The sequence below is a fragment of the Pseudomonas sp. CC120222-01a genome (assembly GCF_003097235.1).
GTDB lineage: Bacteria > Pseudomonadota > Gammaproteobacteria > Pseudomonadales > Pseudomonadaceae > Aquipseudomonas.
The window spans coordinates 1-14,245 of the sequence record NZ_QEQQ01000047.1 but is presented as its reverse complement, the minus strand read 5'-3'; the positions used below and the strand labels follow the sequence as shown (position 1 = coordinate 14,245).

12 protein-coding genes and 1 pseudogene are annotated in these 14,245 nt (G+C 64.1%); 10 read left to right on the top strand and 3 right to left on the bottom strand.

The features are described 5' to 3' along the window. From N430_RS28965 to N430_RS28950, 4 genes and pseudogenes are all read left to right on the top strand, one after another. A pseudogene (locus N430_RS28965) lies at positions 1 to 357 on the top strand (glycine/betaine ABC transporter permease); the annotation flags it as partial. Between the two features lie 58 nt (positions 358 to 415). Next, a complete protein-coding gene (proX, locus tag N430_RS28960) occupies positions 416 to 1,444 on the top strand; it encodes a glycine betaine/L-proline ABC transporter substrate-binding protein ProX (protein WP_110639986.1) in 1,029 nt (342 codons plus the stop codon). Between the two features lie 22 nt (positions 1,445 to 1,466). Further along, a complete protein-coding gene (locus N430_RS28955; RefSeq protein WP_110639987.1) occupies positions 1,467 to 2,501 on the top strand; it encodes a GlxA family transcriptional regulator in 1,035 nt (344 codons plus the stop codon). Between the two features lie 45 nt (positions 2,502 to 2,546). Further along, positions 2,547 to 3,470: a LysR substrate-binding domain-containing protein gene (locus tag N430_RS28950; RefSeq protein WP_110639988.1), complete on the top strand. Its 924-nt coding sequence runs from the start codon at positions 2,547 to 2,549 to the stop codon at positions 3,468 to 3,470. A gap of 128 nt (positions 3,471 to 3,598) precedes the next feature. Here the strand turns inward: N430_RS28950 and N430_RS28945 are convergent, their stop codons facing one another. From N430_RS28945 to N430_RS28940, 3 genes are all read right to left on the bottom strand, one after another. Then, positions 3,599 to 4,786 carry an MFS transporter gene (locus N430_RS28945; protein ID WP_178083417.1) on the bottom strand — a complete coding sequence of 396 codons (1,188 nt, stop codon included), beginning with the start codon at positions 4,784 to 4,786 and terminating at the stop codon, positions 3,599 to 3,601. An 84-nt stretch (positions 4,787 to 4,870) separates the two neighbouring features. Beyond that, entirely contained in the window at positions 4,871 to 5,044 is a 174-nt protein-coding gene (locus tag N430_RS29565; protein ID WP_158288810.1) for a hypothetical protein, read from the bottom strand. 147 nt (positions 5,045 to 5,191) lie between these two features. Beyond that, positions 5,192 to 6,565 carry an APC family permease gene (locus N430_RS28940; RefSeq protein WP_110639990.1) on the bottom strand — a complete coding sequence of 458 codons (1,374 nt, stop codon included), beginning with the start codon at positions 6,563 to 6,565 and terminating at the stop codon, positions 5,192 to 5,194. 267 nt (positions 6,566 to 6,832) lie between these two features. On the opposite strand from N430_RS28940, the gene N430_RS28935 reads away from it, so the two are divergent. The 6 genes from N430_RS28935 to N430_RS28900 all read left to right on the top strand — a co-directional run bounded on the left by N430_RS28935 (position 6,833) and on the right by N430_RS28900 (position 13,778). Further along, positions 6,833 to 8,326, top strand: a complete 1,494-nt coding sequence (locus N430_RS28935; protein ID WP_110639991.1) for an aldehyde dehydrogenase — start codon at positions 6,833 to 6,835, stop codon at positions 8,324 to 8,326. A 417-nt stretch (positions 8,327 to 8,743) separates the two neighbouring features. Then, the gene (locus N430_RS28920; protein WP_110639992.1) at positions 8,744 to 9,247 is read left to right on the top strand and encodes a peroxiredoxin; all 504 of its coding nucleotides are present in this window, start codon (positions 8,744 to 8,746) and stop codon (positions 9,245 to 9,247) included. 107 nt (positions 9,248 to 9,354) lie between these two features. Further along, positions 9,355 to 9,867: a formaldehyde-activating enzyme gene (gene fae / locus N430_RS28915; protein WP_110639993.1), complete on the top strand. Its 513-nt coding sequence runs from the start codon at positions 9,355 to 9,357 to the stop codon at positions 9,865 to 9,867. A 10-nt stretch (positions 9,868 to 9,877) separates the two neighbouring features. Then, positions 9,878 to 10,912, top strand: a complete 1,035-nt coding sequence (locus N430_RS28910; RefSeq protein WP_110639994.1) for an aldo/keto reductase — start codon at positions 9,878 to 9,880, stop codon at positions 10,910 to 10,912. Then, a complete protein-coding gene (locus tag N430_RS28905; RefSeq protein WP_110639995.1) occupies positions 10,909 to 12,342 on the top strand; it encodes an NAD-dependent succinate-semialdehyde dehydrogenase in 1,434 nt (477 codons plus the stop codon). The genes N430_RS28910 and N430_RS28905 overlap by 4 nt, the downstream gene beginning before the upstream one ends. Positions 12,343 to 12,422: 80 nt before the next feature. Continuing rightward, positions 12,423 to 13,778, top strand: coding sequence for an MFS transporter (locus tag N430_RS28900; protein ID WP_110639996.1), 1,356 nt, complete (start codon positions 12,423 to 12,425; stop codon positions 13,776 to 13,778). Positions 13,779 to 14,245 lie beyond the last annotated feature (467 nt).

Below are 14,245 nucleotides of genomic sequence, written 5' to 3'. Positions count from 1 at the left end.
ACCCCGCGGCAGATGCTGACCCGCGTGCAGCTGCCGCTGGCCACCTCGACCATCATGGCCGGCCTCAACCAGACCCTGATGCTGTCGCTGTCGATGGTGGTGATCGCCTCGATGATCTCGGTGGGCGGCCTGGGCCAGATGGTGCTGCGCGGCATCGGCCGCCTGGACATGGGCCTGGCCACCGTTGGCGGCGTCGGCCTGGTGCTGCTGGCGATCTTCCTCGACCGCCTGACCCAGGCCATGGGCGCGCGCACCAGCGCCGACCCGAGCCTGCGCTGGTACCACACCGGGCCCGTAGGCGTGGTAATGCGCCTGTGCGGCGCGGCGCAACCGCAAGGGCGGCGCAAGACCGCCTGACTTAACCCCGTTCCATCTGCCGCATCCCGAAACAACAACCAGAAAAAGGTACGCGACGATGTCCGAGTTCAAGTTCCCCCGCCGTTTCCTGCAAACCGCCTGCGCCGTAGCGCTGGGCCTGGCCTGCCTGCACGCCAGCGCCTCGACCGACAAACCGGGTGAAGGGGTGAAGATCACCCCGGCATTCCCCACCGTGGATGAAGAACGCTTCCGCGGCGAAGTGGCCATCGAGGGCCTGCGCGAGCTGGGCTACAACGTGCAGAAGCCGAAGGAAACCGAATACGCCACGATGATCCTGGCGGTCGGCTACGGCGATGCCGATTTCAGCGTCAACCTGTGGGACAAGCTGCACGCCAGCTTCTACCAGAAGGCCGGCGGCGACCAGAACATGGTCAAGGTCGGCGACATCCTGCCCGGCGTGTTGCAGGGCTATCTGATCGACAAGAAGACTGCCGACCAGTACCACATCAAGTACATCACCGACCTGAAGAAGCCGGAAATTGCCAAGCTGTTCGACACCGATGGCGATGGCAAGGCCGACATGACCGGCTGCAACCCGGGCTGGGGCTGCGAGCTGGTGATCGCCCACCAGATGAAGGCCTACGACCTGGAAAAAAGTATCCACGTCAACCAGGGTTCGTACTTCGCGCTGATGGCCGACACCATCACCCGCTTCAAGGAAGGCAAGCCGGTGTTCTATTACACCTGGATGCCGCAGTGGGTGGCCGGCGTGCTTGTCGAGGGGCGCGACGTGGTCTGGCTGGAGGTACCGAAAACCGACCTGCCGGGCGGCGACAACAGCGTCGATACGCTGTACCAGGGCAAGAACCTCGGTTTCGCCCTGGACAAGATCGAGGCGGTGATCAATCGCGACTTCGCCGAAAAGAACCCGGCAGCCGTGAAGTTCCTGTCGCTGATGCAGATTCCGGCGGCCGACGAGAGCGCGCAGAACCTGAAGATGCAGAACGGCGAGAAATCCTACGCCGACATCCAGCGCCATACCCAGGAATGGATCGCCGCCCACCGCCAGGCCTTCGATGGCTGGTTGCAGGCGGCGCGCGCTGCCGCGATGCAGGCCAGTAACTAACCTCCCCATGCAGAGCAGAACCATGAGCCAGTCAGTCGTCAGTCCTCTCAGAAGCCGGAACTTCGCCCACCTGGCGCCGGATCAGCGCCTCGCCACTGGTGCGGCCTTGCGCCGGGTCGGCTTCGTGCTGCTGGAGCAGTTCTCGATGATGACCCTGACCAGTGCCATGGACACCCTGGCTGCCGCCAACCAGGTCAGCGCCAAGCCGCTGTTCGAGTTCGTGATGATCGGTGACAGCGCGCAGGTGCGCAGCGATTCGGGCATTGTCATCGCTGTCGACCAGACCTTCGCCGACCTTGAGGTGCGCAGCCTGGACTTTCTGTTCGTCTGTGGCGGTTTGCGCGTGGCGCTCAAGCGCAACCCGCGCCTGCGCGGCAAGCTGCGCGAGGCCGACAGCCATGGCTGCCTGCTGGGTGGCTTGTGGAATGGCGCCTACTTCATCGCCGAAGCGGGCCTGCTCGAAGACCATGACTGCGCCTGCCATGTGGAGGGGCGGGCGATGATGAGCGAGCTGTTCCCGGGCGTGCGCATCAGCCGCGCCGGCCATGTGCTGGACCGCCGGCGCCTGAGCTGCGCCGGTGCCAGCAGCGCGCTGGAAATGATGCTGGAACTGCTGGCCGGGCGTTACGGCAAGAGCCTGCTCGACGGCGTCGAGCAGATCGTCGCCGCCGACAAGCCGGCCCCGGCGCTGCCCAGGGTGGCGCCGCCGTTTCGCGTTGGCTTGCCGCAAAACCTCAACGAAGCCATCGAGCTGATGAGCAGCAATATCGAAGAGCCGATTGCCATCGACGAAATCGCCCGCCATGTGAAACTGTCGCGCCGCCAACTGGAGCGCTCGTTCCGCCAGCATGTGCAGTCGACGCCGCTGACCTTCTACCTGGAGCTGCGCCTGGGGCATGCCCGGCAGCTGCTGCAGCACACCGACAAGCCGATGTCGGAGGTGGCGATTGCCAGCGGGTTTACCAGCTTTTCGTATTTCTACCGGCGCTTTCACAACTTCTTCGCCATGCCGCCGCGCAAGTACCGGGCGATGAGCCGGGGCTGGGCGGTGCATTGAGCGGGCGCCTATCCTGTTGGCATTGGACGACTGACAGGAGCGGGCATGAATCGAAACGAACTGCGCAAGGCGGACATCAACCTGATGGTGGTGTTCGAGGCGTTGATGCAAGAGCGCAACCTCACCCGCGCTGCCGAGAAGCTGTTTCTCGCACAACCCACGGTCAGCGCAGCGCTGGCCAGGCTGCGCACGATGTTCAACGACCCGCTGCTGGTCCGCGTCGGCAACCGCATGGAGCCGTCTGCACGGGCGGCTGAGGTGATCAAGCACCTCACTCCGGCGCTGGACGCGATGTCCGCAGCGCTCAGCCTGACCCATGACTTCGACCCGCCAACCAGCAAGATGACCTTCAGGATCGGCTTGTCCGATGACGTCGAGTCCGGGCTGTTGCCGCCGTTGCTGCGGGCGCTGCGCACCGAAGCGCCGCATGTGGTGGTGGTCGTACAGCATGTCGACTACTGGCGTATCCCTGACCTGCTGGCGTCGGGGGATGTGACGGTGGGCATCAGCCAGACCCGCGGCCTGCCGGCCAACGCCAAGCGTAAAGTATTACGTACCATGCAAGCGCGAGTGCTCAGGGCCGACAGGTCAGCGCAACCGCTGACCCTGGAGGAGTTCTGCCAGCGCCCCCACGTGCAAGTGTCGCCAACGGCCAATACCCAGGGCGTGGTCGATGACTGGCTGAAGGAGATCGGCCACTCGCGCAATGTGGTGTTGTCGGTGCCCCAGTTCAGTTCATTGCCGGCGATTTTGGCCGACACCGAGCTGCTCGCCTGCTGCCCGGACTATGCCGCCGAGGCCATGGCCAGCTGGGGCAACCTGCAGGCCGAGACGCTGCCGTTCGACACCGTGCCGCTGGAGTTGGCTATGGTCTGGTTGAGTACCACGGACAGTGACCCGGCCGAGCGCTGGCTGCGCGGGCGGTTGGAGTACTACATGAGTGGTAATCGTGAGATCAGGGTTGGGTAGGGGAAATTGGGATTTGATGCTGGGGGTGTTCGCCTTGGCATTTTGGGCGCCTGTGGGATCGAACGCCGCCCGCGCGGCGCTCGATCTCACAGGCGCTGAAAATCCCAAGCCAGGCACCGCGATGGGGATCAGTGCCCGCCCTTCATCCGCCGTGCCACCAGGTAGATCACCAACCCCGCCAATGCTGTCGCAGCACCAATGTACCCAGTACTGGTCCAGCCCATACCGGCGCTGATGGCCATGCCGCCAAACCAGGGCCCCAAGGCGTTGGCCAGGTTGAACGCAGCATGGTTGGACGCGGCCGCCAGGCTTGGCGCTTCGTGGGCGATGTCCATCAGGCGGATCTGCAGTGGCGCGGCCAGGGCGATCATGGTGCCGACCAGGCCGATCCCCAGCAGCACCGACCACAGCGCATGGGCGGCGAAGCTGAAGAACAGCAGCACGGCCGCCGACCACACCAGAACGATGCCCACGGCGCGGAACTGCAGGCGGTCGAACAGCTTGCCACCGGCAATGTTGCCGATGATGCCGCCAGCGCCGAACGCGGCCAGGCCGAAGGGGATCCACTCCGGTGCCACCTGGGTCACTTGCAGCATGGTCGGCGCCAGGTAACTGAACACGCAGAACATGCCGGCAAAGCCGATCGCGGCGATGCCCAGCGCCATCCACACCTGGGGCAGGGTAAAGGCTTGCAGCTCCTTGCGCGGGTCGCTGCGCGGTTCATCAACGGGCTGCGGAACGTATCGCCAGACCAGCGCAATGGTGCACAGGGCGATGGCACCGACCAGGATGAACGCCGAACGCCAGCCGAAGAACTGGCCGAGGAAAGTCGCCACCGGGTTGCCCAGCAGCATCGCCAGGGTCAGGCCCATCATCACTCGCGCCACGGCGCCGGCACGCTGGTTGCTCGGCACCATGCTCGACGCCACCACCGCGGCGATGCCGAAGTAGGCGCCATGGGGCAGGCCGCTGATGAAGCGGAAGGCGACCATGCTGGTGAACGACGGGGCAAAGGCGGTGGCCAGGTTACCGATGGCGTACAGCGCCATCAGCAACAGCAGCATGTGCTTGCGCAGCAGCTTGGCACCGAGGATGGCCAGGGTCGGCGCGCCAACCACCACGCCCAGCGCGTAGGCGCTGATGGCATGGCCGACTTGCGGCTCGCTCAAGTGCAGGTTGCTGGCGATATCGGGCATCAGGCCCATGATGGCGAACTCGCCGGTGCCGATGGCGAAGCTGCCCAGCGCCATGGCAGCTTCCATCTTGCCGACGCCACCCTTGGATGCGGCGAGCGGCGGTAATTCCTGAACAGACATTACGGTCCCTTTTTAAGCACATTGAAACATACTGAAACGTTTAATGCGGGATCATACCATTCAGGATTGCTGTGGGTGGGCGAATCAGGCTGGCTCGCTCAAGGGCGCTGCGAATGCCTGGGGCGCGGCCTGCAGCCGTTCGGTCAGGCGCGCCACGTAGGCTTCGGCGTCTGCCAGGTTGCTGAACGACACCGGGTGCCCGTCAATGACGACCTTGCAACCTGCATCCTGTTCGTTGCGTTGGATTTCGATCTTCATGCCCACTCCTTGCTGTTATTTTGGCGCGGCGAGGGTAGCGCAGTTTTTCCTCGGTAAAAAGTGAAATAACCGCTCTAAATCGCGCATTTCAGACTGACTAATCGGTCAGTTTAAGGTGGCGCATGCAGCCGTCCCTGGCTTAGCCGATCATTCGGCCATCTGCAACTCGGGCAATTTCACCCGGAATGCTTTGGTCAACCCGAGCAGGCAGAGGAAGCCGATGCCCATCCAGCTCAGGCCAATGGTGAAGGACATGCTCGACAGGCTGGTCCACAGCCAGATCGTGCTGAGGAAGCCGAGTGCCGGAATGGCACCGTACAGCAGGCAGTTGCGCATCCCTCGCAACTGCTGGTCCACCAGGTAGTGCTTGACCACCGCCAGGTTCACCGCCGAGAAGGCGAACAAGGCGCCGAAGCTGATCATGTTGGCCACGGTGTCCAGGGTGATGAACAGCGCCACCAGCGACAGCAGGCTGACCAGCATGATCGCCGTCGCTGGCACGCGTTTCTTCGTCACCAGCTGGCCAAACACCCGGGGCAGCGCGCCATCGCGGCCCATGGCGAACAGCACCCGCGACACGCTGGCCTGGGACACCATCGCCGAAGCGAAGCAGCCGGCCACATAGGTGGCGGTGAAGGCTGTCACAAGCATTTCGCCGCCGACCCGGCGCATCACGTCCACCGAGGCCGAATCCGGGTCGGCGAAGCTGGCCCAGTCGGGGAACACCATCTGTGCGCAGTACGACACCACCAGGAACAGCAGGCCACCGATCAGCGACACCGCCATGATCGCCTGGGGAATGCGCCGGGTCGGGTTGCTGGTTTCCTCGGCCATGGTCGACACCGCATCGAAGCCGAGGAACGACAGGCACAGCACCGCCGCGCCGGTCATGATCAGCGGCACGCTGAAGCCTTCGTGGTGGAACGGCGCCAGCAGCGAGACCGGTGCGGCCTGGCTGTCCATATGGCGTATCGACAGCGCGACGAACACCACGATGAATACCAGTTGTGCCACCACCAGGACCCAGTTGACCCGGGTGATCGACTCGATGCCGATCAGGTTGAGGAAGGTCACCAGGGCTATCGACCCGGCCACCCACACCCAGGCGTGGATGGCCGGGAAGTACTCGGACATGTAGATGCCGATCAGCAGGTAGCTGAGCAGCGGCAGGAAGATGTAGTCGAGCAGCAAGGTCCAGCCGGCGATGAAGCCGAAGTGGCTGCCGAAGGCCTTGCGCGTATAGGTGTAGACGGAGCCGGAGTAGGGATGGGCCTGGACCATGCGGCCGTAGCTGTAGGCGGTCAGCAGCATGGCGGCGAGGGTGAGGATGTAGGCGATGGGCAGGTGGCCCTTGGTCATCTGGGTGACCAGCCCGTAGGTGGTGAAGACGGCGAGCGGGACCATGTAGGCAAGGCCGAACAGCACCAGCGCGGTCATGCCCATGGATTTGCGGAAACGGCCGGAGGTGTTGCCGGGCGACGCAGGATGCTGGGGTTGGGCTGTATTTGTTGTTGTATGCATTTGCTAACTCCTGAAATGGGATGCAGGAAGCCGCAGCAGGCGAGCGGGCTCGCTACTGGTGAGGAAATCTGATCAGAGGTGTGGCTCAGGTGGGGCGGCTCGAATGCTCCCACACTCGGGCAGGCCTCGGAATCACCCTTTCGGGGGAGCAGTTTTTTCCTCTGCAAGGGGCAGAAAAAAGCTGGTTTCGCCCGGCCCGTGGCTGCGCCAAGAATGTTGCCCAGACCCATAACAAGCGGACCGCACGGACGGTCGTCAGGAGTGTGTATGTACGATCTCGGATACTGGCAACAGCGCGCGGCAGGCCTGAGCTTGCCAGACAAGGCCTTGATCGGTGGCCGCCAGCTCGGGGCCGCCAGCGGTGCAACGTTCGACGCCATCAACCCGGCGACCAATCAGGTCCTCGCCCGTGTCGCTGCCTGTGACCAGGCCGAAGTCGACCTCGCCGTCAGCACTGCGCGCAAGGCCTTCGAGCAAGGGCCGTGGCCCCGCATGGCGCCGGTAGAGCGCAAGAAGGTGCTGCTGCGCCTGGCCGAGCTGATCATGGCCCACCGTGAAGAACTGGCGCTGCTGGACTCGCTGAACATGGGCAAGCCGGTCATGGATGCCTACAACATCGACGTACCGGGCTCGGCCCACGTCTTTGCCTGGTATGGCGAGGCGCTCGACAAGCTTTACGATCAGGTCGCACCGACCGCTGCCAATGCCTTGGCCACCATCACCCGCGAAGCGCTGGGCGTGGTCGCGGCGGTTGTGCCGTGGAACTTCCCGCTGGATATGGCCGCCTGGAAGCTCGCCCCAGCGCTGGCAGCAGGCAACAGCGTGGTCCTCAAGCCCGCCGAGCAGTCGCCGTTCTCGGCCTTGCGCCTGGCCGAACTGGCGCTGGAAGCCGGCTTGCCGGAAGGGGTGCTCAACGTGGTCCCGGGCCTTGGCGAAACGGCGGGCCGTGCGCTGGGCCTGCACCCTGACGTCGATTGCCTGGTGTTCACTGGCTCCACCCAGGTCGGCAAGTACTTCATGCAGTACTCGGCACAGTCCAACCTCAAGCAGGTGTGGCTGGAGTGTGGCGGCAAGAGCCCGAACCTGGTGTTCGCCGACTGCCAGGACCTGGACCTGGCCGCCGAGAAGGCCGCTTTTGGCATCTTCTTCAACCAGGGCGAGGTGTGCTCGGCCAATTCGCGGCTGTATGTGCAGCGCTCGATCCATGACGAGTTCATCGAGCGCCTGCAGGCCAAGGCCCGCCAGTGGCAGCCAGGCAACCCGCTGGACCCGGCCAGCCGTGCCGGCGCCATTGTCGACGCCGAGCAGGCCACGCGCATTGCCCGTGCCATCGGCCAGGCCCGGGAGGAGGGCGCACGCCTGGTCTGTGGCGGGCAACGCCTGACCATCGGTACCTCGGACAACTTCATCGAACCGACCATCTTTGCTGGCGTCGACAACCGCATGAGCCTGGCCCGGGACGAGGTGTTCGGGCCGGTGCTGGCGGTCAGTGCGTTCGATACCGAGGAAGAGGCTGTTCGCCTGGCCAATGACAGCATCTACGGCCTGGCGGCGTCGGTGTGGAGCGATGACCTGAACCGTGCCCACCGGGTGGCGCGTGCGCTCAAGGCCGGTACGGTGTCGGTGAACACGGTCGATGCGCTGGATGTGACGGTGCCGTTTGGGGGTGGCAAGCAGTCCGGGTTTGGCCGTGACCTGTCGTTGCATTCGTTTGACAAGTATTCGCAGTTGAAGACCACCTGGTATCAGCTGCGCGGGTGACAGAAGTCTGCGGCTTCGGGGGCTTGGCGCAAGATGTTCAGCGCCTGTGAGATCGAGCGCCGCCCGCGCGGCGCATCGCGGGCAAGCCCGCTCCCACATCTGTTTCGGGCCAATGTCTCCTGTGCCGCCAACAGGATCAGCCTTGGTGCATGACAGGAGGCAGGTGGAGTGGCATCAGCGCCCACCGAGAGGCACTGCCATGCCAACAAGGCGGTCCCTGTTGGCTTCACAGGAGTGACTGGCCCGAAACAGATGTGGGAGCGGGCTTGCCCGCGATGCGCCGCGCGGGCGGCGCTCGATCTCACAGGCGCTGAAAATCTCAACTCAGGAACATCGAGACACATCGATATCTCCCGCCAGCCTGATGGATTGCTGCATCATGGCAAGCTCGGCCATCCACTTACCCAGGAGACAGCGATGATCAAACCCGGCGAGCAACTGCCTGACATTACCCTGTACGAATACAGCAACGGCGAGGGCGCCTGCCCGATCGGTCCGAATGCGTTCTCGGTGCGTGAGCGCTGCAAGCAGAAAAAAGTAGTGATTTTCGCTTTGCCCGGCGCGTTCACGCCCACCTGTTCCGAGCGTCACGTCCCCGGCTATGTAGCTGCGGCACAGGAGCTGTTCGCGGCCGGCGTTGACGAAATTCTCTGTGTTTCGGTGAACGATGCCTTCGTCATGAACGCCTGGGGCAACAGCCTGCAGGTTGGCGAGGCGGTGAAGATGATCGGCGATGGCAACGGCGAGTTCAGCGAGGCGCTGGGGTTGATCCAGGACCTCTCGGCCCGTGGCTTGGGGCGGCGCTCGCAGCGCTACGCCATGCTGGTGGACGACGGTGTGGTCAAGCACCTTGCGGTCGAAGCGCCCGGCAAGTTCGAGGTCAGCGATGCGGCGAGCATGCTGGCCGTGGTGCGGGGCTAGGGTATGACTTGAACTCATGGCGCTGTGACTTTATGTGGTTAATGCCCGCCACAGCGCCGGTGCTAAAAAAGCAGACACGACACGTTCAATAACAAGAGTGTTTGCACATGAAAGATCTCGACCTCTACATCGGCGAAGGGTTCGAAGGCCCTGGCGTCAACGCTGCGCACATCAACATCCTCATCGGGCCGCGCAATGGCCCGGCCGGTCAGGCCTTCGCCAACAGCCTGGCGTCGCCCAGCCAGGGCCACTGCCCGTTCATGGTGATCGCCCAGCCGAACATCCCCGTCAAGCCCATGACCCTCTACGTCAACAAGGCGGCCATCGTCGGCGAGCTGCATGGCAATGCCACCTGGGGAGCGTCCCAGGCAGGGATCGCCAAGGCGGTCACCGAGGCTCTGCTCGACGGCACGCTGCCGGCCGAGGCCGAAGATGAATGGGCGATCGTCACCGCCAACTGGGTCAACCCGGCCTGCGATGACCTCGATGCGGTCTACCTGAACAACTACAACGCCTGCCGTACGGCAATCCGTGCCGCGCTCGGCGGCAAGCCGGAGCGCGCGCAGCTCGCCGATGTGGTGGGCCGTATCAGCAACCCGTTCTACACCCCAAAAGCCTGAGGCCGCCGCCATGCAATACATTCGTTTGGGCAACTCCGGCCTGGAAGTCTCGCGCCTGTGCCTGGGCACCATGAACATGGGCACCCCGGACTGGAAACCGTGGATCTTCGATGAAAAGCAGAGTGAGCCTATCGTCGCCCACGCGTTGGAACATGGGGTGAACTTCATCGACCTGGCCGACTTCTACTCCGCCGGTGTCGGCGAGGAAGTGGTCGGGCGTATCGTCAAGCGCCTGGCCCGTCGTGAAGACCTGGTGATCACCACCAAGGTAGGCTACGGCACCCGCACCGGCATCAATGCCAGTGGCCATTCGCGCAAGCATATCCTCGACAGCATCGATGCCTCGCTGACCCGCCTGGGCATGGACTATGTCGACCTGTACATGCTGCATTTCTTCGACGTCAGCACCCCGGTGGAAGAGGTCATGGGCGCCTTGAACGACATCGTCAAGGCCGGCAAGGCGCGCTATATCGGCGTCTCGACCATGCTCACCGGGCAGCTGGCGAAAATCCTCATGTGCTGTGAGCGCAATGGCTGGGTCAAGCCAATCAACATGCAGCTGCAACTGAACTGCGCCTACCGCGAGGAAGAACGCGAGATGATCCCGTTCTGCCGTGACCAGGGCCTGGGTGTTTCGGTGTTCAGCCCACTGGCGCGGGGCCTGCTGACCGGTGATGTGCAATCGACCCGCAACCAGACCGACTTCTTTACCCAGCAGATGTACAGCGACGAGGCGTCGTTCGAAATCGCCCATTCGGTGCAGCGCGTCGCCCGTGCCCGTGGTATGTCCAACGCACAGGTGGCCCAGGCCTGGGTGCTCAACCATCCGGGTGTCGACTGCATGCTGGTAGGGGCCGACAGTACCGCGCAGTTCGACAGCGCCCTGGCTGCCCTGGAGACTCGCCTGGATGCCGAAGAGCTGCACGAGCTGGAGCGCAACTACACGCCGTGCGACCTGATCAACGACTACACCGCCGGCAAGCGCATCCTGCGTAGCGCCCGTCCGGGGCTGGAGCGTTTTGTCCTGAGCGAGGCGGTGGCATGAGCGGGCTGCTGCGCTACGGGCATTTCATCGATGGCCAATGGTCGAGTGGTGGGCCAAGTTACCCGGTGATCGACCCTGCCACCGGCGAGCGGATCGCCGAGGTGCAAAAGGCGGGCGCCGAGGAAACGCAGCGGGCGATCGCCGCCGCCGATGCTGCCTTGCCTGCCTGGAAGGCACTCACCGCCAAGGCTCGCAGCCAATACCTGAAGCGCTGGGGCGAGCTGATGCTGGCGCACCAGGAAGAACTGGCGACGCTGCTGTGCCGCGAGCAGGGCAAGCCGCTGGCCGAGGCCAGGGGCGAAGTCGCCTACGCGGCGAGCTTCCTCGAGTGGTTTGCCGAAGAAGCCAAGCGCGCTTACGGCGATGTGATCCCCAGCCACAAGGCCGATGCCCGGATCGTGGTGATCAAGGAAGCCATTGGCGTGGTCGCGGCAATCACCCCATGGAACTTCCCGCTGGCGATGGTCACCCGCAAGGTCGGCCCGGCGCTGGCGGCGGGTTGCACCCTGGTGCTCAAGCCTTCCGAGGAAACACCGTTGTCGGCCTTCGCCTTGGCGGTACTGGCCGAACAGGCCGGTATCCCGCCCGGGGTGTTCAACATAGTCTCGGGTGATGCGGTGGCCATTGGTGGTGCACTGCAGGCTTCGCCGGTGGTGCGCAAGCTGTCGTTTACCGGGTCGACTGGCACCGGCAAGCTGCTAATGCGCCAGGCGGCGGACACCTTGAAGAAGGTCTCGCTGGAGCTGGGCGGCAACGCGCCGTTCATCGTCTTCGACGATGCCGACCTCGATGCCGCGGTCAGGGGCGCCATGGCCTCGAAGTTCCGCAACACCGGGCAGACCTGCGTGTGCGTGAATCGCTTCTTCATCCAGGATGGGGTCTACGACGCGTTCGTTGCCAAGCTCGCCGAGGCAGTCAAGGCCATGCGGGTGGGGGCGGCGCTGAAGGGTGATACCGAACAGGGGCCACTGATCAATGCCGCTGCCCTGGCCAAGGTCGAGGCCCATGTCGGTGACGCGCTGGAGAAGGGCGCACGGCTGGTGTGTGGCGGCCGCCGCCATGCCCTGGGCGGCACGTTCTACGAGCCGACGGTACTGGCCGAGGCGAGCACGGACATGCTCATCGCCAGCGACGAAACCTTCGGCCCGGTGGCCGCGTGCTTCCGTTTCAGCGACGAGGCCGAAGTGCTGCGCCTGGCCAACGACACACCCTACGGCCTCTCGGCGTACTTCTACAGCCGTGACATCGGCCGGGTGTGGCGCATGGCCGAAGGCCTGGAAGCGGGCATGGTCGGCATCAACGAGGGGGTGATTTCCACCGAAGTCGCGCCTTTCGGCGGTATCAAGGCCTCGGGCCTGGGCCGTGAAGGTTCGAAGTACGGCCTGGAAGACTATCTGGAGATCAAATACCTGTTGATGGGCGGGCTCTGACCGCCATTCCCGCCGCCGGCCAACGGGCAGGCGGCACCCTGACTTCCTCTCTCCTTCAAGAACAATAACCGGAGACGAACATGTCCAAGCAACCCGTCATGATCGACGACCTGCCCATCGGCCGCTTTCACCTGAAGATCGCTGGCCTGACCTTTGGCGCACACTTCACCGACGGCTATATCCTCGGCCTGATCGGCATCGCCTTCACCCTGTTGAGCCCACAGATGCAGCTGGACGCCTTCTGGCAAGGGTTGATCGGTGCCTCGGCGCTGATCGGCCTGTTCCTCGGCAGCCTGTTTTTCGGCTGGGTGTCGGACCACCTGGGCCGGCAGAAGATCTTCCTGATCAGCTTCGTGCTGATCACCTTGGCCTCGGTAATGCAGTTCTATGTCGAGAGCGCGGCGGCGCTGCTGGCCTGCCGGATCATCATCGGCATCGGCCTTGGCGGCGACTTCAGCGTCGGCCACGCCATGCTCGCCGAGTTCGCACCGCGCCGGCACCGGGGCGTGCTGCTGGGTTCGTTCAGCGTGATCTGGACGTTCGGCTACGTTGCCGCGACCTTCGTCGGCACGGCGATGCTCAGCCTGGGCGATGATGCCTGGCGCTACATGCTGGCCTCTTCGGCGATCCCTGCCGGACTGATCCTGCTGGCGCGCATCGGTACGCCGGAGTCACCGCGCTGGCTGGTCAATCGCGGGCGGGTGGACGAGGCCCGGGCCATCGTGCGCAAGCACCTGGGTGAACACGTGGTGCTGGACGAGGAACCTGCCGGCGAACAGCGCTCGGGCTATGCGGCGCTGTTCAGCCGCGAATACCGCAAGCGTACGGCGTTCAACTGCCTGTTCTTCGTGTGCATCGTGATGCCGTATTTCGCCATCTATACCTTCTTGCCGACAATCCTGGCGAAGATGGGGCTGGCCGAGGGCTTCGGCACCGAGCTGATGCTCAACCTGCTGTTGATTCTCGGCGCGCTGACCGGGATCTGGTGCACGGTGAAGTTCTCCCGACGCGGGTTCCTGATCGGTTCCTTCGTGGTCCTGGCCGTGGCGCTGGCATTGTTGGCGGTGTTGCCGGGCAGTGCGGCGTGGCTGATGGTGCTGGTGTTCGGGGTGTTTACCCTGGTGCTGTCGGCGGTGAGCAACCTGGTCGGGGTGTTTCCGGCCGAGAGCTTCCCGACCCCGGTGCGCGCCAGTGGCATTGGCCTGGCAACTGCGGTTAGCCGGTTGGGCTCGGCGGTGAGTACCTTCCTGCTGCCGCTCAGCGTGGCGGGGCTGGGGCTGAGCCCGACCATGGGCATCCTCGCGGCGATCCTGGCGTTCGGGGCGTTGGTGTCCTGGGCCTGGGCGCCGGAGACCAAGGCATTGACCTTGAGCCAGGCGTGCAACGTGGGCCCTGACGAGCAACAGACTAAGCCGGCTGTGGTTGCGGCGGCCTAATGATTGCCCGGCAGCTGGCGCGGTACCTGTAGGAGCGGCCTTGTGTCGCGAAAGGGCCGCACTGCGGCCCCGGCAATTTCTGCTGTGAAGCTGAAGATCGAGGGGCCGCGTTGCGGCCCTTTCGCGACACAAGGCCGCTCCTATGTATGGACTCGCCCACACTGTCTAGCTGCTTTTGAACATAGGAACCCGGTTGCATCTATGTATCAGGCCTGTTCGAGGAAGCTTTTTGCTTCTGGCCAACATCGTGGTGAGCTCGCAGTGTGCCGTTTACATTGAGGCCACTATTAGGCCTGTAGGAGCGGAGGCATCTATCTGCGACGGTCTTACCTAGGGTCAATGTTCACTAGCAGGGGTTGGAGCGCTTGGCGCCCCGGTGGCATTACTCGGGTGGTCAGAGGCTCATAGCAGCCTCCGGGTTGTTGTTCGGTTTGCGTTGATAAACCTGATCACTCTGTAACAGGGCC